Below are 20,130 nucleotides of genomic sequence, written 5' to 3'. Positions count from 1 at the left end.
TTTGCAATCGAATATCGCGCCCCGAATGGATCAATCAGTCGTCGCCGCCAATCGCCTCGTATGTGTCGCGCTCACCGGCGATGATGGCGCGCTTGCCGACATGGTTGGCGGGACCGACAATGCCTTCCTGCTCCATGCGCTCGACCAGGGAGGCGGCACGATTGTATCCGATCGACAGGCGGCGCTGGATATAGGAGGTGGAGCATTTCTTGTCGCGCATCACCACCTTAACGGCCTTTTCATAGAGATCGTCGCTATCGTCGTCGCCCATCGATGTCTTGTCGAAGACCGCCGTTTCCTCTTCCGCCTCGTCGTCAGCCTCGTCGGCGTCTTCCGTAACGGTGCCGAGATATTCAGGCCGACCTTGGGTCTTCAGATGCGCCACGACCTTTTCCACTTCCTCGTCCGACACGAACGGACCGTGGACACGGGAGATGCGGCCGCCACCCATCATGTGCAGCATGTCGCCCTGGCCGAGCAGATGTTCGGCACCCTGTTCGCCAAGGATGGTGCGGCTGTCGATCTTCGAGGTCACCTGGAAGGAAATGCGGGTGGGGAAGTTGGCCTTGATCGTGCCGGTGATGACATCGACCGAGGGGCGTTGGGTGGCCATGATGAGATGGATACCGGCAGCGCGCGCCATCTGCGCAAGACGCTGGATCGCACCTTCGATCTCCTTGCCTGCGACCATCATCAGGTCGGCCATCTCGTCGACGATGACGACGATATAGGGCATGGCGGTGAGGTCCATTTCCTCCTGCTCGTAGACAGCTTCGCCGGTTGCGCGGTCGAAGCCGGTCTGCACGTTGCAGAACACCGTCTCCCCTTTGGCGCGGGCGGCAGCGGCCCTTGCGTTGTAACCGTCGATATTGCGCACACCGAGACGCGACATCTTGCGATAGCGGTCTTCCATTTCGCGTACGGCCCATTTCAGTGCCATGACCGCCTTCTTCGGATCGGTGACGACAGGGGTCAGAAGATGCGGAATGCCGTCATAGACCGAAAGCTCGAGCATCTTGGGATCGACCATGATCAGCCGGCATTCCTCCGGCTTCAACCGGTAGAGCAGCGACAGGATCATGGTGTTGATGGCGACCGACTTGCCCGAACCGGTGGTACCGGCAACGAGCAGATGCGGCATCTTCGCCAGTTCGGCGATGACAGGTTCGCCACCAATGGTCTTGCCAAGGCAAAGGGCTAGCTTCTGGCGGGTCTCGCTGTAATCGGTCGCTTCGATAAGCTCGCGCAGATAGACCGTCTCGCGCACCGGATTGGGAAGCTCGATACCGATGACATTGCGGCCGGGCACGACGGCGACACGCGCCGAGAGCGCCGACATCGAGCGGGCGATATCGTCCGACAGGCCGATAACGCGCGAGGACTTCACGCCGGGGGCGGGCTCGAATTCGTAAAGCGTCACAACTGGGCCGGGGCGCACATCGATGATCTCGCCCTTGATGCCGAAATCCTCCAGCACGCTTTCCAGCAGGCCGGCGCTTTGCTCGAGCGCCTCCGGCGTCATGGTCGTGGTCTGCTGGACGCGRGCCTGYTGCAGAAGATCGATGGAGGGGTATTCATATTCGCCGTCTGCAAAGACCGGCGCTTCCCGGAACATMGGCTGCGAGGCCTGGATGGGCGCGCGGGGCGTGAAACGCGGCTCGGCAACGACTCTTTCCGCCAGCTGAACCTGCTCAACAGGCCTCTGCGGCTCAGCAACCGCGACCGTCTCCACGACCGGCTGCGGAGCGAYCTCTGGTTCAACGACCTGAGTTGGGRCTGGAATTGCAGGATGATGCACGCCGATTTCGCGGTAAAGCCTGATCGCTGAACCACCCGGAATCCTGATRACGGGCGGTACGGCCGAAAGCCGGATWGCCGAAGCGACCGGAGATGCGGATGCCAGCGTCGGGGCAATCGCAGGCGCTGTCAGCAACGGGTTTGCGAGAACGGTGCGCGCAGATGCGGGAAGGCCTTCGCCGGCGTCATCCGGCAGATCGAGAGTCATGACTTCCCAGAAAAGCTCATCCGGCAGATGGGCGGCAAAGGCGGGAATGGATGCCTGCGGCGTTGCAACCTGTTCGACAGATGCAAACGACGCGGCGGGCAGCGGCTGAACAGGTGAATCGGTTCCCGGTACCGGCGCTTCGAAGACGGCGGCTACATCAACTGGCTGAGGCGGCATCAGCGCTGCTGCAGCGGCTTCTTCCGCCTGTTTGCGCGCAAGCTCCAGTCGCAATTTGTAGGTCAGCGCCCTTGCGCCCCGCGCATCCGGCGGCTGCGGCAGAAACGGCATGCGTGGCGGTTGAATGCGCGGCTCCGGCGACTTTACGACCGTCGCAATTGCAGGCTCCTGTACAGTAGCCTCCGGCTGCACGACCATCTCAGGCTCGGCAGTTTCAGACAGGATGTCGGCGGGTGCCTCCTCTTCCGCAAGATGCGGCGTCTCGACCGGCATGCGCCGGCTAAAGGCGCTTTCCGGCGTGCGGGTGAAACGCACATTCGGGCCAAGCACGAAAGCATTCTGCCAGCCCGGCATTTCAGCGCGGCCTTCGATGGCGTCGGCAGCACTGACATCGGCATTCGGCCGGGGCACAACACCCGCCTTCATTGCCGCGGCCTGCTCCTGACCGGCAACGGCCTTGCCGCCGGCATGACGAGCCTTATCGCTCCCCTCCCCTACGCTATTGGACGAATTCTGGAATCTGGATCGGGAGAAGCTCATGGCAGCGTGCACACTCATCATAAACGTACATATTTCGGTCTCCCTGAAATAGAAAATAAAGGTTAATTACCCCTTTCCAAACCGGGTCACGCAGGCAGAATTTCGCTTTAGGCACAGGTGAGACGTGACATGCACCAGCAAGGAATCGGCACTCCAAGCCTCTATATTTATTGCGTTAAATCAGTTTTTCATCGCCGTTTTACGGCAACGGGCGCGGCTTAAGAAAAGGGGAGTGGTGCCTTGAAGCATATTGTTTCCGCAAGCGGTCGCGCAACGTAAAATCATTGCTGTAAAGCCCGTGAATTAACGTGGACACTGCTGCGGTTGCAGTCTTAAGATCGGGCAGGCCGCGGCCCAGCGGAAAGGCCCGCCCGCCCTCATTCCGGAGTGAACCTCATGTCGCCTGTCCACCTGTCCCGCCGCTCGCTTCTCAAGACCTCGCTCCTTCTTGCCGCAACCACCGGACTTGCGGGCATTGCCGCCGCGCAGCAGTCAAAGCCCGGTGGGCGGTTGATCGTTGCGGCCGATTCGGAGCCGAAGAACCTCAATCCGGCCATCGTTGCCTCCAACGGCGTGTTCTATATCTCGAGCAAGATCGTTGAGCCGCTGGCGGAAGCCTCCTTCAATGGCAGGGACGGGCTGGAACCAAGGCTTGCGACGGAATGGCATGGATCGGAGGACGGTTTGAGTGCCACGTTCAAGCTGCGCGAAGGCGTGACCTGGCATGACGGCAAACCCTTCACCTCCGCAGATGTGGCCTTTTCAGCACTTTCGGTTTGGAAGCCGCTGCAAAACCTTGGGCGGCTGGTCTTTGCCAATCTTGAAAAAGTGGATACGCCTGATGACCACACGGCCATTTTCCGCTTCTCCAAGCCGACACCCTTCCAGCTCATCCGCAACGCTTTGCCGGTTGTCACCAGCGTCGTGCCGAAACACCTTTATGAAGGCAGCGATATCGCTACCAATCCGGCCAATACGAAACCAGTCGGCACCGGACCTTTCGTTTTTGCGGAATATAAGCCCGGCGAATATTACCGCCTGACCCGCAATCCCAATTACTGGGGCAAGAACCAGCCGCAACTCGATGAGATCATCTATCGCGTTCTGCCCGACCGGGCGGGCGCCGCTTCTGCGCTTGAAGCCGAAGAAATCCACCTCGCAGCCTTTTCCGCCGTGCCGCTTGCCGATCTTGCCCGCATCGCGAAGGAGCCGGGCATCAAGGTCATCCCGGAGGGTTACGAAGCCCTCACCTATCAGCTCGTCGTGGAGATCAACCACCGCCGCAAGGAGCTGACCGACCTCAAGGTCAGGAAGGCGATCGCCCACGCCATCGACAAGAAATTCGTCATCGACAAGGTCTTCCTCGGTTACGCCACAGCATCGACCGGCCCCGTACCGAAAAATGCACCCCAGTTTTACACGGGAGACGTTGAAACATACGATTTCGACGTCGCCAAGGCGAACGCCCTGCTGGACGAGGCGGGTTATGCACGCGGAGCGAACGGAACGCGATTTTCACTGAAGCTTCTGCCGGCGCCTTACTTCAATGAAACCAAGCAATTCGGTTCCTATCTTCGCCAGGCGCTACAGGAAATCGGCATCGATGCTGAGCTGGTCAACAATGATGCCGCCGCGCACCAGAAGGCCGTCTATACCGACCATGCCTTCGATCTCGCCATCGCGCCGCCGGTCTTCCGTGGCGATCCGGCGATCTCCACCACCATTCTCGTGCGCTCCGGCATTCCAGCCGGCGTCGGCTTCTCCAATCAGGGAGGCTATGAGAACAAGGCGCTCGATGCACTGATCGACAAGGCGGCGGAAACCGTGGATACGGCAGCCCGCACGGTACTCTACAAGGATTTCCAGAAGCAGGTCGCCGCCGATCTGCCGCTGATCAATGTCGCCGAATGGGGTTTCATCACGGTTGCGCGCGATACTGTCAAACACGTCGCGAGCAATCCACGCTGGGCCGTTTCCAACTGGGCGGATACGGTGGTCGGCACCTGAGGAAGCGCCGTGAGGCGCGCGGCGACATTGCTACGGCGAAGGGTGATCAGCGCCATTCCAGTGCTGCTGATCGTTCTGGTCTTCACCTTCGTGCTGCTTGAAAACGCATCCGGTGACGCGGTTGACGCCTATCTCGTCTCCATCGGCGGCGGCGACGCCGGACTGCGGGACGCCCTGCGCGAGCAATATGGTCTGAACGGTTCGGTGTTAGCCCGCTTCTGGCTTTACGCCAGCTCGGTGCTGCGACTTGATTTCGGCTGGTCGCTTGCGTTTGACCGACCGGTGCTGGGGCTAATCCTCGAACGGCTGCCGAACACGCTGCTCCTGATGGGTAGTGCCACCGCACTTGCTTTCATCATCGGCACCGCGCTCGGCATCCTGGCGGGCGCCCGTCCCGGCGGGTTGACCGACCGGGTACTCTCGGCCCTGTCGCTGGCGCTTTACGCCACGCCGGGCTTCTGGCTCGGCCTTGTGCTCGCCATCGTCTTTGCCGTGCAACTGAGGTGGCTGCCAACATCCGGCATCGAAACCATCGCATCCGGAAAACAGGGATTTGTACGGGCGCTCGATATTGCCCGCCATCTTGTCCTGCCGGTCGCCAGTCTCGGGCTGATCTATCTGGCGCTTTTCCTGCGCGTCATGCGTACTGCCATGGCGGCGGTCTGGCCGCTGGATTTCGTGCTCTTCGCCAAGGCCAAGGGGCTTTCGAGACGGCGGATCGTGCTGCGCCATGTCGCACGCAACGCCGCACTGCCCCTCGTCACCGTGCTTGGCCTGCAAGCGGCAACCATGCTCGGCGGCAGCGTGGTGATCGAGAGCGTTTTTGCCATTCCCGGTTTTGGCCGGCTTGCRCAGGAAGCCGTCAGCGGCCGCGACACACCGCTCTTGATGGGCATTATTCTGACAAGCGCCGTTTTCGTTATCCTKATCAATCTCGTCGTTGATATTCTCTATGCCGTGTTCGATCCGCGCATCGGCAGCGGGGAGCAACAGACATGAGTTTCACCCTCCGGCTCCTGCGCAGTTTCGAAGGTGYGGCAGGTGCCATCATCCTGACACTGCTAGCTGTGACRGCGCTCGCCGCTCCCCTYCTGTTTCCCGGTGACCCGCTGTCGATCGTCGGTGAGCCGCTCATCGCGCCCTTCTCCGACGCCGCCTCCCCCCTCGGCACCGACCGGTTGGGCCGCGATGTACTGGCGGGACTTGCCCACGGTGCGCAGGCATCCCTGCTCGTCGGCATCGGCGCTGCCGCTGCCGCCCTCATGATCGGCACCGTCGTCGGCACAATTGCCGGATTTGCCGGTGGCCTSGTGGATGAGGCGCTGATGCGTGTTACCGACGCCTTCCAGATCGTGCCGAATTTCCTTCTGGCGCTCGCCTTCGTCAGCACCATCGGTCCATCCATGCCCATCGTCATCCTTGCGATTGCACTTGGCGCCTGGGCGGATCCAGCGCGGTTGATGCGGGCGCAGGTGTTGAGTATCCGCGAGCGGGATTACGTGCAGTCCGCCCGCGCCATCGGGATGCATCCGCTGGAGATCGCGTTTCGGCAAATACTTCCCAATGCGCTGCCGCCGGTTCTGGCGCTCGCCGCCATCATCGTCGCCGCCGCCATCCTCACCGAGGCGGCATTGTCCTTCCTCGGCCTTGGCGATCCGAATATCGTCACATGGGGTTCGATGATCGCGGAAGGACGCAACGTCCTGCGCTCGGCGGCGTTTCTCTCCGTCATCCCCGGCATCGGTCTTCTGGTCACGGTTCTCGGCGTTTATCTTCTCGCGGAGGGAATCAACAAAGCGATGGCGACGAGGAAAGAAACGCCATGAGCGGCAATGCACTCTGCAGGATCGACGATCTCAGCGTCCGCTATGCGGCCGGCGACGGACCGGCGCTGCAGGATATTTCGCTGACRATCCGGCAGGGACAAAGGYTGGCGATCATCGGCGAAAGCGGTTCKGGCAAATCGACGCTCGCCAAGGCRATTGCCGGGCTTCTGCCTGTGAGCGCACGGGTTTCCGGCGATATTTCCTGGAGCCGCGACAGCGGTCTTTTCACAGACAGGCCGCAGCCGGGYCGCGATATCGGCTATATTTTYCAGGATACCGGTGCGACGCTGAACCCGGTTCTCACCATCGGTGAACAGGTGGCGGAAGGCGCTGTGCGGCATCTGGGCCTTTCATGGAAGCAGGCACGAGATCTTGCCCGCGAYCTTCTGGAACGGGTGCGTTTGCCGCATCCCACCCGTCTCCTCGGCGCCTATCCGCACCAGCTTTCCGGCGGGCAAAGACAGCGTGTGGCGATTGCAGCCGCCATTGCCGCGCACCCCGCAATCCTGATCGCCGACGAGGCGACAAGCGCGCTSGACACGGTAAGCCAGGCCGCCATTGCCGCACTGCTGGATGGGCTGGTGCGTGAAGAAGAAAGAACGCTGGTCTTCATCACCCATGATATTGGTCTTGCTTCCGGCCTTGCCGACGAGATCGCCGTTCTGCATGCCGGACGSCTGGTGGAGCACGGCACCACCAGGCGGGTGTTAKCCGCGCCTGCGCACGACTATACGCGCGCACTGCTCTCCGACTATCTCGACCTTTCGACACCGCCTCTGATCAATGAGGCCGCATCATGAACGAAGCCCTTCTGAGCGTCGAAAACCTCTCGAAAACCTACCGGACCGGCGCACGCACGGTGGAAGCACTGTCCGATATATCCTTTTCGCTTCAGCCCGGCGAGACGCTTGGGCTTGCCGGCCCCTCCGGTTGCGGAAAATCGACACTGGCACGCATCCTGATGCGGCTGATCCCGGCCGACGAAGGCACGGTCCGTTTTGAAACTCGCGACTGGCTGGCGCTTGATGGCGGCGAACTGCGCGCGGCGCGGCGGCATATGCAGATGGTGTTTCAGGATACGCATGGCGCGTTCAACCCGCGCGCCAGCGTCGAGGATGCCATAGGCGAACCGCTGCGTATTCATCGCATCGTCGAACGACGCGAACGCCCGGCAGAAATCCGCCGCCTTCTCGAGCGAGTCGGGCTGCCCGCCAGCTATACTGACCGCTCGGTGTTCGAGCTTTCCGGCGGCCAGCGGCAGCGCGTGGCAATTGCCAGAGCCATCGCGCTCAAACCATCCCTTCTCATTCTGGACGAGGCCGTTTCAGCGCTCGATGTCTCCGTACGCAGGCAAATTCTCGAACTGCTGGTCGAAATACAGCGAGAGACGGCCGTCGCCTGTATTTTCGTTTCCCACGACCTCGCGGTCATCCGCGCCGTCTGCCACCGCGTCGCCATCATGGAGGCGGGTCGGATCGTCGAGATCGGCAGGACAGCAAACATCGTTTCCACGCCGCAATCCTCGACYGCCAGAACCCTGATCGAGGCTGCGCCGCGCCTGACCACCACCACGCAAGGATAAGACATGCCCCCCCCGGATTACGCATTGCTGCTCGACCCGCCCGCCTTTCCAGCAGACCGTTACGCCGCTCTCGCCGACCGGCTGGCGGCGCTGATGGGCACGAATAACGATGTGCTTCTGGTACAGGCGGAAGCAGTGCTTGCGCTTGAAGCTGCGGCCACCAGCCTCGCGCGGCCTGGTCTGAGAGCGCTCAATATCGTCACTAGTCCCTATGGCGCGTGGTTTGGGGGCTGGCTGGAGCGTGGCGGCGCAACGGTTCGCAACCTGACCACCGCTCCGGCAAAGCCGATATCACTTCACGAGGTCGAGAGAGCGTTGGACGAAGGGCCAGGTTTTGATCTTCTCGCTATCGTGCACGCGGAATCCGCAAGCGGCATTCTCAACCCCCTGCCCGCCATTGCCGCGCTCGCCAAAGACAGAGGCATCGTCACGGTCGTCGATGCCGTCGCTTCCATCGGCGGCCATGCCTTCGAGGTTGACCAGCTCGGCATAGATATTGCRGTCATCGGCCCGCAAAAGGCGCTGGCAGGMCCGGCGGGCTTATCCGCCATCTCCGTCAGCGAAAGTGCCTGGAAACTTCTTTCACATGGAAATGCACCTGAGAACTCCATGCTTTCACTTCTCGACCAGAAGAAACTCTGGCTCGATACCGGCCGCGGCGCGCTCCCTGGAACACCTGCGCCGCTGGAATTCTATGCGCTGGAGGCGGCGCTCGACCGGATAGAGGCAGAGGGTCTGGCATCCGCCAATGAACGCCACGAACGAGCGGCGACAGCCACTCGTAACGGCATCAGGGCCCTTGGTATACCGACGTGGGTGGAGGAGACTGACGCGTCTGCTCTGGTTTCGACAGCGATCTTGCCGGACACGGTGGATRCCGGCGCATTTCTGGCGGCTGCGTCMAGGGAGCAAGGTGCGGATGTCTCGGGCGGTGTCGGTCCCGGTGCGGAACGGCTGATAAGGCTYAATCACACCGGCCGGCGCGCCAACCCGGATTCGGTGCAAGCCAATATAACCGCTGTTTCAAGCGCCCTGAGAAGCCTCGGCCATGCCGCAGATACCGATTCCGCGCTGGACGCGGCCGAAAAGAGCTATTCCGGCACCTCCTCGAAGGGTCTCTAACAGCGCCGATAAACGTTCGTTGCGCGAAATCGGGTGCTGGCGGAACGTCAGTCACGCCATTGTTGTTAAAAATGGTAGACAAATTCCTTGGCCAATCTTGACGAAATCATGGCAACGCGCGAAACTTAACGCACTGTTAACTCGCGTGAAGAAGGGAAATGGCCATGGTAGCAGGGTTCAACATGCTCTCCTTTGACCTCTTTGGCATCGGCCGAAGAACGCCCGCCATAAACGAGCGGGTCGAGAAGGATTTGCAGGACAGGACGCCACGCAGACCGGACGACCAGTCCAACGATGACGACCGTGATCAGGAATACGAACTGTTCTTCTGGTCCCTTTATCCTGTGATTTAAKTTTTTAAGCGCAGGCTGACGGGGCGGTTGAAACGTCGTTTTCCCGTCCTGCGRCCTTGAGCCGAAATGTGTTCAGCGTAGCCTCARACACGGTGAAACAGTCGATCCGTGACGTACACTTTAAACATATGCGACGTCATCCTCGGGCTTAACCCGAGGATTTACAAAATCTCGAAGAATCAAATATCTGCAGATGCTCTGGACAAAGCCCGGGCATGACGATGGAAAGGGCAAAGCCCTTTCCATCAAAGAGCCGTAAACGRCCCTGCCTTAGTGGTTGTCGCGCGGCAGACCCTTGGTCTGGGCAATGCGCTGATACTTCACGGCCGGTTCCAGAACCGCGCCGGTTTCCATCTGGCTGACGATGCCGCGCTGGATTTCCTGCCATGGCGTCTGGTGATCGGGGTACTTGAAGCCGCCCTCGGCGGAGAGCGTTTCGTAACGCTTGGCCAGTTCCTCGCCGGAAATAAGGATGTCGGCCTTGCCACGACCCACATCGATACGAACGCGGTCACCCGTCTGCAAGATGGCCAGACCACCGCCTGCCGCTGCTTCCGGAGAAGCGTTGAGGATGGACGGGCTGCCAGACGTGCCGGACTGGCGGCCGTCACCGATGCAGGGCAGCGAGTTGACGCCTTCCTTCAAGAGATAGTCAGGCGCACGCATGTTCACCACTTCTGCCGCACCCGGATAACCGATCGGACCGGCACCGCGCATAAAGAGAACGGTGTTGGCGTCGATCTTCAGCGATGGATCGTCGATGCGGTGATGGTAATCTTCCGGACCGTCGAACACCACGGCACGGCCTTCGAAGGCTTCCGGGTCGTTCGGGTTGGAGAGATAACGCTTGCGGAATTCTTCCGAGATCACGCTCGTCTTCATGATGGCAGAGGAGAACAGRTTGCCGCGCAGAACACGGAAACCGGCSCGCTCCTTGAGCGGCTGGTCATAGGGACGGATGACCTTTTCGTCTTCGATGATGGCACCACGGCAATTGTCGCCGATGGTTTTGCCATTCACGGTCATGGCGTCTTCCATGATGAGCCCCTGGGTCATCAGCTGGTTGACGACAGCCGGAACGCCGCCGGCATGGTAATAATCCTCGCCGAGATATTCACCGGCCGGCTGCAGGTTGACGAGCAGCGGCACGTCTTCACCGTAGGTCTGCCAGTCATCGACCGTAAGTTCAACGCCGACATGGCGTGCAAGGCCGTTCAGATGGATCGGCGCGTTGGTGGAGCCACCGATGGCCGAGTTGACGCGGATGGCGTTGATGAAGGCATCCTTGGTCATGATGTCGGAAGGCTTAAGGTCTTCCTTGACCATTTCGACGATGCGAAGGCCGGTGAGATAGGAGATTTCCTGACGGTCGCGGTAAGGSGCCGGAATRGCGGCCGAGCCGGGCAGCTGCATGCCGAGTGCTTCGGCAAGCGAGTTCATCGTCGTCGCCGTGCCCATGGTGTTGCAATAGCCGGTGGAAGGTGCGGAAGAAGCGACGAGCTTGACGAAGCCYTGATAATCGATCTCGCCCTTGGCCAGCAGTTCACGCGCTTTCCAGACGATGGTGCCGGAACCGGTGCGCTCGCCACGGAACCAGCCGTTCAGCATGGGGCCGACGGAAAGGGCGATGGCCGGAATGTTGACGGTGGCCGCCGCCATAAGACAGGCAGGCGTGGTCTTGTCGCAGCCGATGGTCAGAACAACGCCGTCGAGCGGATAGCCGTAAAGCACTTCCACGAGGCCGAGATAGGCGAGGTTGCGATCGAGACCCGCCGTCGGGCGCTTGCCGGTTTCCTGGATCGGATGCACCGGAAATTCAATGGCAATGCCGCCCGCTTCACGAATGCCTTCGCGCAGGCGATGCGCCAGCTCCAGATGGTGGCGATTGCAGGGCGAAAGGTCCGAGCCGGTCTGCGCGATGCCGATGATAGGGCGATCGGACTGAAGCTCGGCCTGGCTGAGACCGAAGTTCATGTAACGCTCGAGATAAAGCGCGGTCATATCAGCGTTTGCGGGGTTATCGAACCACGCGCGCGAACGAAGCTTGCCTTGGGTTGCGGGCAGATTGTCGGATTTGGTCATGATGCGGTCTCCAGCCGGAAGTGGCCAACGGTAAAATATTACGAAATGCGACAAGCTTATGTTGTGCGCAAGGAAAATGGAATCAGCTTCTCGKAAGCACGCATAACCGACAGACGAGCGCCAGACGAGTGACCTGGAGCCGTTCTTCAGCTTTAGCCGAATATTTTTCGGTGTTTACGACCATACCGACGTTGCGCAATGGCCTCTTCCCTCCCTGCCTTGCCGGATTGTAACTGACCCGAGGCCCCACATTCCGTCACGACCTGACTTGCTTATTTGTATTACTATTAGATAGCGGCGCGGCCTGTCAAGCCGGATCAGACTATATTGCGGGCGAGTTTTGCACGGCGCAGAAATTAGAACACACGCAATAAACCATTGATTTCTAATAATTTAATGCTGCACCTCCATAAAATCGGCATGACGCGAATTGGAGATCCGCTAAAAAACCCCTTTTCAAGAGTATTACTATATGCTCATAGTGACGTCGTCACGCTGACATCATTTCTGGGAGGATAAGATGAGAAAAGCTCTTGCGGCAATCACTGTCGCCGTTTCCGCATGCCTTGCATCCAGTGTTTCCGCACAATCGCTGACCGTCGGCTTCTCGCAGATCGGCTCCGAATCCGGATGGCGCGCCGCTGAAACCACTGTCACCAAGCAGCAGGCCGAAAAGCGCGGCGTTACGCTGAAATTCGCCGACGCACAGCAGAAGCAGGAAAACCAGATCAAGGCCGTTCGCGGCTTCATCGCGCAGGGCGTCGATGCGATCCTGATCGCACCTGTCGTCGCAACCGGCTGGGACGCCGTGCTGAAGGAAGCAAAGGAAGAAAAAATCCCTGTCATCTTGCTCGATCGCCAGATCGAAGCGCCGGATGATCTTTACCTGACCGCGGTCACCTCGGATCAGGTTCACGAAGGCAAGGTTGCCGGCGACTGGCTCGTCAAGGATGTCGGCGCGAAGGACTGCAAGGTTGTCGAATTGCAGGGCACGACCGGCTCTTCGCCCGCCATCAACCGTAAGAAGGGCTTCGAAGAAGCCATCGCTTCGCACAAGAACATCAAGATCGTGCGCTCGCAGACGGGWGACTTCACCCGTACCAAGGGCAAGGAAGTGATGGAAAGCTTCATCAAGGCCGAAAGCGGCGGCAAGGATATCTGTGCCGTGTACGCTCACAATGACGACATGGCCGTCGGCGCGATCCAGGCGATCAAGGAAGCCGGCCTGAAGCCGGGATCCGACATCAAGGTCGTGTCCATCGATGCCGTGCCTGACATCTTCAAGGCCATGGCCGCCGGTGAAGCCAATGCGACGGTGGAACTGACACCTGACATGGCCGGTCCTGCCTTCGACGCTCTCGAAGCCTATCTGAAAGACAAAAAGGCACCGGCGAAGTGGATTCAGACCGAATCCAAGCTCTACACGGCGTCTGACGACCCGATGAAGGTCTACGAGGCGAAGAAGGGTCTGGGTTACTAATAGACCCCTTATCTTCGGAAGGAGCGGCATGTCATGCGTGCCGCTCCGTCACAGCTTCTTTCATGCAGGGCCTGCGCAATGTCCGAAACGGCACCACTTCTGGAAGCACGCGCCATCGGTAAATCCTTTCTCGGGATAACGGCGCTGGACGGCGTCGATTTTTCGCTCGGGCGCGGTGAAATTCACGCGCTTCTCGGCGAAAACGGCGCAGGGAAATCAACACTCATCAAGATACTGACCGGCGTTTACCACCGCGACAGCGGCTCCATCTTTCTGGAAGGTAGCGAGATATCGCCCACCAATGTCGGCGAAGCGCAGGCCCTCGGTATCGGCACCGTCTATCAGGAAGTAAACCTTCTCGAAAATCTGACYGTTGCYGAAAACCTCTTTCTCGGCCGCCAACCGCATCGCTTCGGGCTCATTGACAGAGCCTCGATGCAGAGACAATCGCAGGCGCTGCTGTCCCAATACGGGCTTTCGATCGACGTCAACGCCCTGCTTTCCAGCTATTCCGTGGCTATCCGCCAGATCATCGCCATTGCCCGCGCCGTCGATCTTTCGGGCAAGGTGCTGGTGCTGGACGAGCCGACCGCCAGCCTCGATGCCCATGAGGTCGAGATGCTGTTCGGCGTGCTGCGAAAATTGCGCGCCCGCGGCATCGGCATCGTCATCATCACCCACTTCCTAAACCAGGTCTACGATATCGCAGACCGGGTGACGGTTTTGCGCAACGGCCGCCTCGTTGGCACGCGCGACATCGGCAACCTGCCGAGGTCCGAACTCATCGCCATGATGCTGGGCCGCGAGCTTCAGCACATCACCCACGAGCATCAGGCCACTGACGACACGGTTGCCGAGGGCGAACCGCCGATCCGTTTCGAGGGGTACGGCAAACGCGGCAGCATCGCCCCCTTCGACCTCGGCATTCGTCCGGGAGAGATCGTCGGCGTCGCCGGTCTTTTGGGGTCGGGACGAACGGAAACGGCTTTCCTGCTGTTCGGCATCGACAAGCCCGATACCGGCAAGGCCACGATAGACGGAAAGACCATCGCTCTTTCTTCGCCTGAGGCCGCAATCACGGCCGGGTTCGGTTTTTGCCCGGAGGAGCGCAAGACTGACGGTATCATCGGCGACTTTTCCGTGACCGACAATATTGCTCTGGCTCTCCAGGCCCGCCAGGGGTGGGCGCGGCCGCTTTCGCGCCGGCAGAAGGCGGAACTAGCCGAAAGCTTCATCAAATCGCTGGACATCCGCCCGGCCGATCCTGACCGGCCGATAAAATTCCTGTCCGGCGGCAACCAGCAGAAAGCCATTCTGGCGCGCTGGCTTGCAACCCATCCCCGGCTTCTGATCCTCGATGAGCCGACCCGTGGTATCGATATCGGCGCCCATGCGGAAATCCTCAAAATGATCGAAAAACTCTGCACCGAGGGCATGTCGCTCGTCGTCATCTCGTCCGAACTGGAAGAACTGACCGCCGTTGCCCACCGGGTCGTCGTGCTGTCCGACCGCCGGCATGTCAGCGAATTGAAGGGCGGCGAGGTGACGGCCGACAACATCATGCGGGCAATTGCGGATGCGGCCAGAACGGAGGCGGCATGATGGTGGCTGTGACAAGGCGCCTGAAAAGGCTTGCTCCCCAACTGATCGCCCTCTTCGTCATTCTGGCAGCGATTACAATCGTTTCGCCGGGCTTCCTGCATGTTTCGTTCCAGAACGGCAGGCTTTACGGCAGTCTGATGGATATTCTCGTGCGTGCCGCACCCGTGGCGCTCCTGACCATTGGCATGACGCTGGTGATCGCTACCAAGGGCATCGATCTGTCGATCGGTGCTGTTATCGCCATTTGTGGCGCGGTGGCGGCAACACTCATCAGCAACGGCCATTCCATCCCAACCGTCATCGCCATCTCGCTTGCTGTCGGCATTGCCTGCGGCCTGTGGAACGGGGTGCTGGTCGCCCTTCTCGACATCCAGCCGATCATCGCCACGCTGATCCTGATGGTGGCGGGGCGCGGCATCGCCCAGCTCATCACCGAAGGCGTCATTCTCACCTTCAACGACGACAGCTTTTCCGCCATCGGCTCCGGCTCCTTCGCAGGCATTCCCCTGCCCGTCATCATCTGGATGGCGGCGGCGCTGGTAATCGGCCTTCTGGTGCGCAAGAGCGCGCTCGGTTTTCTGATCGAGGCAACCGGCATCAATCGCCGCGCGGCGGCACTTGCCGGTGTGCGGGCACGGTTCCTGCTGTTTTTCGTCTACGCCATTTCCGGTCTCTGCGCGGCCATCGCCGGGATGATCGTGACCGCCGACATTCGCGGCGCGGATGCCAACAATGCCGGGCTGTGGCTGGAACTGGACGCCATATTGGCGGTGGTGATCGGTGGTACATCGCTGAATGGCGGCCGCTTCTCCATCACCGCATCGCTGATCGGCGCGCTCATCATCCAGACCATCAATACCGGCATTCTGGTCTCCGGTTTCCCGCCGGAATTCAACCTCATCATCAAGGCTGGCATCATCATGGTGGTACTGACGCTGCAATCGCCGGCAATCATGGCGGTCCTGGGCTTTGTCAAAACGCCAAAGCCACACGCAAAACCGGCCACGGCTAACGGAATGACCAAGGAAGGTACCGCGCGATGATCCACAGCCGCAATCTTCCGTTCCTCACCACACTGACGATCTTCCTCATCGCCTATCTTCTGTGCGTGCTGCAATATCCAGYGATCCTGTCGACACGGGTGATCGGCAATCTATTGACCGACAATGCCTTTCTCGGCATCGCTGCCGTTGGCATGACTTTCGTGATCCTGTCGGGTGGCATCGATCTGTCCATCGGCTCCGTCATCGCCTTCACCAGCGTTTTCGTGGCTGTCATGGTCGGCACCTATAATATTCACCCGCTGCTGGCCTTCGCCATCGTGCTCGTGATCTCAACGCTGTTCGGCTGCTTGATGGGGGCGATGATACGCTTCCTGTCGATCCCGCCATTCGTGGTGACGTTGGCGGGTATGTTCCTGGCGCGTGGCGCGGCCTATCTGATCTCGACGCAATCCGTGCCGATCTCGCATCCCTTCATCGATGCGATACAGGGATTTTATTTCCGCTTTCCCGGCGGCGGCAGGCTGACAGCACTTGCTATTGTCATGCTTCTCGTCTTTGCCGCCGGCATGCTGATTGCCAGCCGCACCCGCTTCGGCGCCAATGTCTACGCACTTGGCGGTAACCCGCAATCGGCCGAACTGATGGGGGTGCCGATCGGTACAACGACAATCGGCATCTACGCACTTTCCGGGTTCCTGTCCGGCCTCGCCGGCATCGTCTACACACTCTACACCTCATCGGGTTATTCCTTGGCGACGGTGGGCGTGGAGCTGGACGCTATTGCAGCTGTTGTCATTGGCGGAACGCTTCTGACGGGTGGAATGGGGCTGGTGGCGGGAACCTTCGTCGGACTGCTGATCCAGGGGTTGATCCAGACCTACATCGTTTTTGACGGAACCCTGTCATCCTGGTGGACCAAAATCGTTATTGGCGTGCTGCTTTTTGTCTTCATCGTGTTGCAGCGCGCAATCATCTGGTATTCAAACAGGAGACTGGCCGGACCACATCCGGCATAACCAACACGGAGGCTTTATTGGGGCTGCTCGAAACGACGATAAGCGGGCGAAAACGCCGGAACAGCCACGCGCATGTGGTCTCCGAACTCGGCAGCGCCATCGTCTCGGGCAGGATTGCGGAAGGATCCTTGCTGCCTAACGATGCCGAACTGTCTCTCCGTTTCGGGGTCTCGCGCACCGTATTGCGCGAGACGATGAAGACGCTGGCGGCCAAGCGGCTGGTCGAACCCAAGGCAAAGGTCGGCACCCGCGTCCTCGACCGTTCGAGCTGGAACTTCTTTGACCCGGATGTGCTGGGCTGGCGCTGCGAAGCCGGGATAGACCAGGAATTCGTTACACATCTGGCGGAAATCCGCCTCGCGCTCGAACCGGCGGCGGCGGCGGCTGCCGCGCTTCAGGCATCGAATGACGATATCGTTTCCCTTTATGTGATTGCCGCCAAATTCGACAATCCACAGCATACGCCAGAAACCATCGCCAAGGTCGATCTCGAATTCCACCTCGCCGTGGCGCACATGTCCGGCAATCCCTTCATGCGTTCGGCAAGCGGGCTGATCGAGGCCGCCCTTGCGATCTCATTCCAGCTTTCATCCCCGGCCTCGTCGCCCGGAACCATCGCCGAGATCGCCGCAAACCATCTGCGGATCGTGCACGCCATCGCCGCCCGTGATGCGGACGCCGCCGTGAAAGCCATGCGCCATGTAATCGAGGTCGGCAAGGACCGGACGCGAAAGGCAATCAAGACGCCTTGAAGGCGAAAGGCCTATCGACATCCCTTCTGTCACCCCGGGCCTGATGCCGGCATGACGGAGGCGGGGTTTGCTTTTTCATCATAAAATTCGGGCCCGCACGGATGCGGGCCCTTTTTCTTCCGGCAACTATCTTACCCCTGCGACGCTTCAATCTGCGGCACCACGCCACGGCGCGATGCCATGAGCGATGCGCCGAGGAGTGCTGCAATGCTGACGAAAACGAAGACCATCGTCGCACCCTGAAGGTCGATCAGCAGTCCGCCCAGAACAGCGCCGCTGGAAATGGCGATCTGGAAGGTGGTGAGCAGCAACGCGCCCGCACTTTCGGCCTCGTCTGAGGCGACGCGGGTGATGAAGCTCTGCACGCTGACAGGAAGCGCACCGAAGGCGAAACCCCAGGAGGCAATGGCAAAGCCAGCGACAACGGGAGATGCACCGGCAATCACCAGCACGGAAGCGGATGCGGCAATCAGGGTGGCGGCAAATGTCACGGCCCATGCCGTGTTCTTCTCGGCGAGGAAGCCGCCGAAGAGATTACCGAAAAAACCGCCCACGCCGTAAGCCAGAAGAACGAGCGAGATCGCTTCGACGCCAAGCTGCGGCACGTCTTCGAGGAAGGGGCGAACATAGGTGAAGCCGGCGAAGTGACCCGCGACGATGAATAGCGTCGTCAGAAGGCCGATCCTGACCTGCGGGCGCTGCAATAGCCGGAACATGGTGGACAGGCCGGGCGCACCGGCCGGCGGCAGCGAGGGAACGGTGAGCAACTGCACGACAAGTGCGATGACACCCAGCACGCCGGCGACGGCAAAGGCCGCACGCCAGCCAAGCGTCGCGCCGATCCACGCTCCGACAGGGGCTGCGCAAACGGTGGCAACCGAAACGCCGGTTAGGATGATGGCCATGGCGCGCGGCATCTTATCCAGCGGAACAAGCCTTAGCGCCAGCGCCGCCGACATGGCCCAAAAGCCGCCGAGGCCGATGCCGAGCAAAACGCGCGATGTAAACAGCATGAAAAGACCGTTGGCAAAAGCGGCCAATGTGCTGGAAATGATCAGCAACGTCGTGAGGCCAAGCAGGGTCCACCGGCGATCAATGCTGCGCGTGCCGATGACGACGCCGGGACCGGCAACCGCTGCGACCAGTGCCGTGACGGTGATGGATTGGCCGGCAATGCCGGAGCTGATGGAGAGATCGGTCGACAGTGGCGTCAGAAGGCTGACCGGCAGGAATTCCGCCGTTACCAGCCCGAAGACACCAAGCGAAAGCGAAACCACCGCCGCCCACTTCGCATCCGGCTCTTGTCTGTGTGGCGCATATTCAAGTTCGTTGATTGTTCGGTTATTCATGAAAATCTCCTGATGCGCATTCTGGGAACGAGCCCTGAAACGGAATGGCAAAACGATGAAGCCGGTGGGAGCCCGGTGCGTCGCCTCACAAATCGATGGTCGTAAGCTACGCGTGACAGCTCGGCGTTTCCATGCTAAAAAATCCGCATTCCTTAACCAAACGTCCGAATTTGTGAGTTGCCATGAATGATGCATTGACGGAAATGCTGCGTGGTCTGCGGCTTGACGGCGTGGAATATGGCCGCTGCCGCATGGCAACGCCCTGGGCGACGGCCTTTCCCGAGCAGGAGGCGGCGCGGTTTCATTTTATTGGCGTGGGCCAGGCAAAATTACGCAAACCTTCCGGAGAATGGCTGACGCTTACGTGCGGCGATGCAGTGCTTCTTCCCCGTGGCCACGCCCATGTGCTGGGCAGCGGCGAGGATGTAACACCTGCCCTCTTCGACCGGTTCGGTAAAAAGGAAGTATGTCAGGGCATTTTCGACATGGAATGTGCCGGTGCCGGCGGCGACACGGTAGCGTTTACCGCCTCGATGCGTTTCAACATGGATAATCTGCATCCGCTTTTGCAACTGATGCCGGATGTGATGCTGACCAGCGATCTCGCCAAAAGCGATCCGGCCATTCCGCATCTCCTGGAAGCCATGGCGCGCGAAGTGGAACTGAACCGTGTTGGTGCCGGTGGCATTCTGGCGCGGCTTGCCGATGTCTTGACGGCAACACTGATCCGCACATGGGTAGAATATGGTTGCGGCGATTCCAGCGGCTGGCTTGCCGCCGTGCGCAATCCCGAACTCGGACGGGTGCTTGCAGCGATCCACCTTACCCCCGAGAAAGACTGGAGCGTGGAAGAGCTTGCCTCCCTGATGGGTGCATCCCGCTCGAGTTTTGCAGAACGCTTCACCCGTGTGGTGGGTGAAAGCCCAGCCCGTTATGTCGTTCGCATACGCATGCATCAGGCGCGACTGTGGCTGCGCGAGGGTATGCGTGTCACGTTGGCGGCGGAAAAGCTCGGCTACGATTCCGAGGCATCCTTCAGCCGCGCCTTCAAACGCGTGATCGGCGCGCCGCCCAGCCAGTTCCGCAGGAAGGATACCTCTGGTCTGGAAGATGCGGCATAGAGCGCATCTTAGAGCACGTCCGGTTTAAACAGGAACTTTTGACGCGCTCTATCTCTTTGTTTTTACGCATTTTCTGGACGTAAAACCGCTACGCACTTTTACTGGAAATGCT

Annotated in this window: 16 protein-coding genes; 13 read left to right on the top strand and 3 right to left on the bottom strand. The window is 60.2% G+C overall.

The features are described from left to right. Nucleotides 1–34 precede the first annotated feature (34 nt). Nucleotides 35–2,743 (bottom strand): DNA translocase FtsK, encoded by a 2,709-nt coding sequence (locus tag AB4Z23_RS23760; protein ID WP_441360853.1) that lies wholly within the window; start codon nt 2,741–2,743, stop codon nt 35–37. Nucleotides 2,744–3,118: 375 nt separating this feature from the next. Here AB4Z23_RS23760 and AB4Z23_RS23755 point away from each other — a divergent pair, with 375 nt between their 5' ends. The 7 genes from AB4Z23_RS23755 (at nt 3,119) to AB4Z23_RS23725 (ending at nt 9,612) form a co-directional block, all read left to right on the top strand. Further along, nucleotides 3,119–4,729 (top strand): ABC transporter substrate-binding protein, encoded by a 1,611-nt coding sequence (locus AB4Z23_RS23755; protein WP_065661658.1) that lies wholly within the window; start codon nt 3,119–3,121, stop codon nt 4,727–4,729. A gap of 9 nt (nt 4,730–4,738) precedes the next feature. Continuing rightward, nucleotides 4,739–5,728: an ABC transporter permease gene (locus AB4Z23_RS23750; protein WP_013761489.1), complete on the top strand. Its 990-nt coding sequence runs from the start codon at nt 4,739–4,741 to the stop codon at nt 5,726–5,728. After that, nucleotides 5,725–6,555 carry an ABC transporter permease gene (locus AB4Z23_RS23745; protein ID WP_441360852.1) on the top strand — a complete coding sequence of 277 codons (831 nt, stop codon included), beginning with the start codon at nt 5,725–5,727 and terminating at the stop codon, nt 6,553–6,555. The genes AB4Z23_RS23750 and AB4Z23_RS23745 overlap by 4 nt, the downstream gene beginning before the upstream one ends. Next, complete coding sequence (locus AB4Z23_RS23740) at nt 6,552–7,355, top strand: ATP-binding cassette domain-containing protein (protein WP_441360851.1); 804 nt, start codon at nt 6,552–6,554, stop codon at nt 7,353–7,355. The genes AB4Z23_RS23745 and AB4Z23_RS23740 overlap by 4 nt, the downstream gene beginning before the upstream one ends. After that, the gene (locus AB4Z23_RS23735; protein WP_127966221.1) at nt 7,352–8,137 is read left to right on the top strand and encodes an ABC transporter ATP-binding protein; all 786 of its coding nucleotides are present in this window, start codon (nt 7,352–7,354) and stop codon (nt 8,135–8,137) included. The genes AB4Z23_RS23740 and AB4Z23_RS23735 overlap by 4 nt, the downstream gene beginning before the upstream one ends. 3 nt (nt 8,138–8,140) lie before the next feature. Next, the gene (locus AB4Z23_RS23730) at nt 8,141–9,259 is read left to right on the top strand and encodes a pyridoxal-phosphate-dependent aminotransferase family protein (protein ID WP_441360850.1); all 1,119 of its coding nucleotides are present in this window, start codon (nt 8,141–8,143) and stop codon (nt 9,257–9,259) included. 158 nt (nt 9,260–9,417) lie between these two features. Continuing rightward, nucleotides 9,418–9,612 carry a hypothetical protein gene (locus AB4Z23_RS23725; protein WP_013761494.1) on the top strand — a complete coding sequence of 65 codons (195 nt, stop codon included), beginning with the start codon at nt 9,418–9,420 and terminating at the stop codon, nt 9,610–9,612. 270 nt (nt 9,613–9,882) lie between these two features. Here the strand turns inward: AB4Z23_RS23725 and AB4Z23_RS23720 are convergent, their stop codons facing one another. Then, nucleotides 9,883–11,694: an IlvD/Edd family dehydratase gene (locus AB4Z23_RS23720; RefSeq protein WP_003510695.1), complete on the bottom strand. Its 1,812-nt coding sequence runs from the start codon at nt 11,692–11,694 to the stop codon at nt 9,883–9,885. 520 nt (nt 11,695–12,214) lie between these two features. Between AB4Z23_RS23720 and ytfQ the strand changes: the two genes are divergently transcribed. The 5 genes from ytfQ (at nt 12,215) to AB4Z23_RS23695 (ending at nt 17,548) form a co-directional block, all read left to right on the top strand. After that, on the top strand, nt 12,215–13,174 hold the full coding sequence (gene ytfQ, locus AB4Z23_RS23715) for a galactofuranose ABC transporter, galactofuranose-binding protein YtfQ (RefSeq protein ID WP_076845906.1): 960 nt from the start codon (nt 12,215–12,217) through the stop codon (nt 13,172–13,174). 78 nt (nt 13,175–13,252) lie between these two features. After that, nucleotides 13,253–14,776: a sugar ABC transporter ATP-binding protein gene (locus tag AB4Z23_RS23710; RefSeq protein ID WP_013761495.1), complete on the top strand. Its 1,524-nt coding sequence runs from the start codon at nt 13,253–13,255 to the stop codon at nt 14,774–14,776. Then, entirely contained in the window at nt 14,776–15,819 is a 1,044-nt protein-coding gene (locus AB4Z23_RS23705) for an ABC transporter permease (RefSeq protein WP_162694307.1), read from the top strand. Before AB4Z23_RS23710 ends, AB4Z23_RS23705 begins: the two co-directional genes overlap by 1 nt. Continuing rightward, complete coding sequence (gene yjfF, locus AB4Z23_RS23700; RefSeq protein ID WP_441360849.1) at nt 15,816–16,796, top strand: galactofuranose ABC transporter, permease protein YjfF; 981 nt, start codon at nt 15,816–15,818, stop codon at nt 16,794–16,796. Before AB4Z23_RS23705 ends, yjfF begins: the two co-directional genes overlap by 4 nt. A 17-nt stretch (nt 16,797–16,813) precedes the next feature. Next, nucleotides 16,814–17,548 carry a FadR/GntR family transcriptional regulator gene (locus tag AB4Z23_RS23695; RefSeq protein ID WP_013761497.1) on the top strand — a complete coding sequence of 245 codons (735 nt, stop codon included), beginning with the start codon at nt 16,814–16,816 and terminating at the stop codon, nt 17,546–17,548. A gap of 131 nt (nt 17,549–17,679) precedes the next feature. Here the strand turns inward: AB4Z23_RS23695 and AB4Z23_RS23690 are convergent, their stop codons facing one another. After that, complete coding sequence (locus tag AB4Z23_RS23690; RefSeq protein ID WP_003510707.1) at nt 17,680–18,897, bottom strand: MFS transporter; 1,218 nt, start codon at nt 18,895–18,897, stop codon at nt 17,680–17,682. A 182-nt stretch (nt 18,898–19,079) separates the two neighbouring features. Here AB4Z23_RS23690 and AB4Z23_RS23685 point away from each other — a divergent pair, with 182 nt between their 5' ends. Next, nucleotides 19,080–20,018 (top strand): AraC family transcriptional regulator, encoded by a 939-nt coding sequence (locus AB4Z23_RS23685; protein WP_013761499.1) that lies wholly within the window; start codon nt 19,080–19,082, stop codon nt 20,016–20,018. Nucleotides 20,019–20,130 lie beyond the last annotated feature (112 nt).

Origin of the sequence: Agrobacterium sp. MCAB5 (genome assembly GCF_052114365.1) — a bacterium.
Taxonomy (GTDB): domain Bacteria; phylum Pseudomonadota; class Alphaproteobacteria; order Rhizobiales; family Rhizobiaceae; genus Agrobacterium; species Agrobacterium tumefaciens.
The sequence above is the reverse complement of the archived record's forward strand: the minus strand, read 5'-3'. Positions and strand labels throughout refer to the sequence as shown.

Coding starts and splice junctions, on each gene's coding strand:
- AB4Z23_RS23725 (WP_013761494.1), top strand. CDS start 9,418: ATGGCCATGGTAGCAGGGTTCAACATGCTCTCCTTTGACCTCTTTGGC.
- AB4Z23_RS23755 (WP_065661658.1), top strand. CDS start 3,119: ATGTCGCCTGTCCACCTGTCCCGCCGCTCGCTTCTCAAGACCTCGCTC.
- AB4Z23_RS23685 (WP_013761499.1), top strand. CDS start 19,080: ATGAATGATGCATTGACGGAAATGCTGCGTGGTCTGCGGCTTGACGGC.
- AB4Z23_RS23690 (WP_003510707.1), bottom strand. CDS start 18,897: ATGAATAACCGAACAATCAACGAACTTGAATATGCGCCACACAGACAA.
- AB4Z23_RS23705 (WP_162694307.1), top strand. CDS start 14,776: ATGGTGGCTGTGACAAGGCGCCTGAAAAGGCTTGCTCCCCAACTGATC.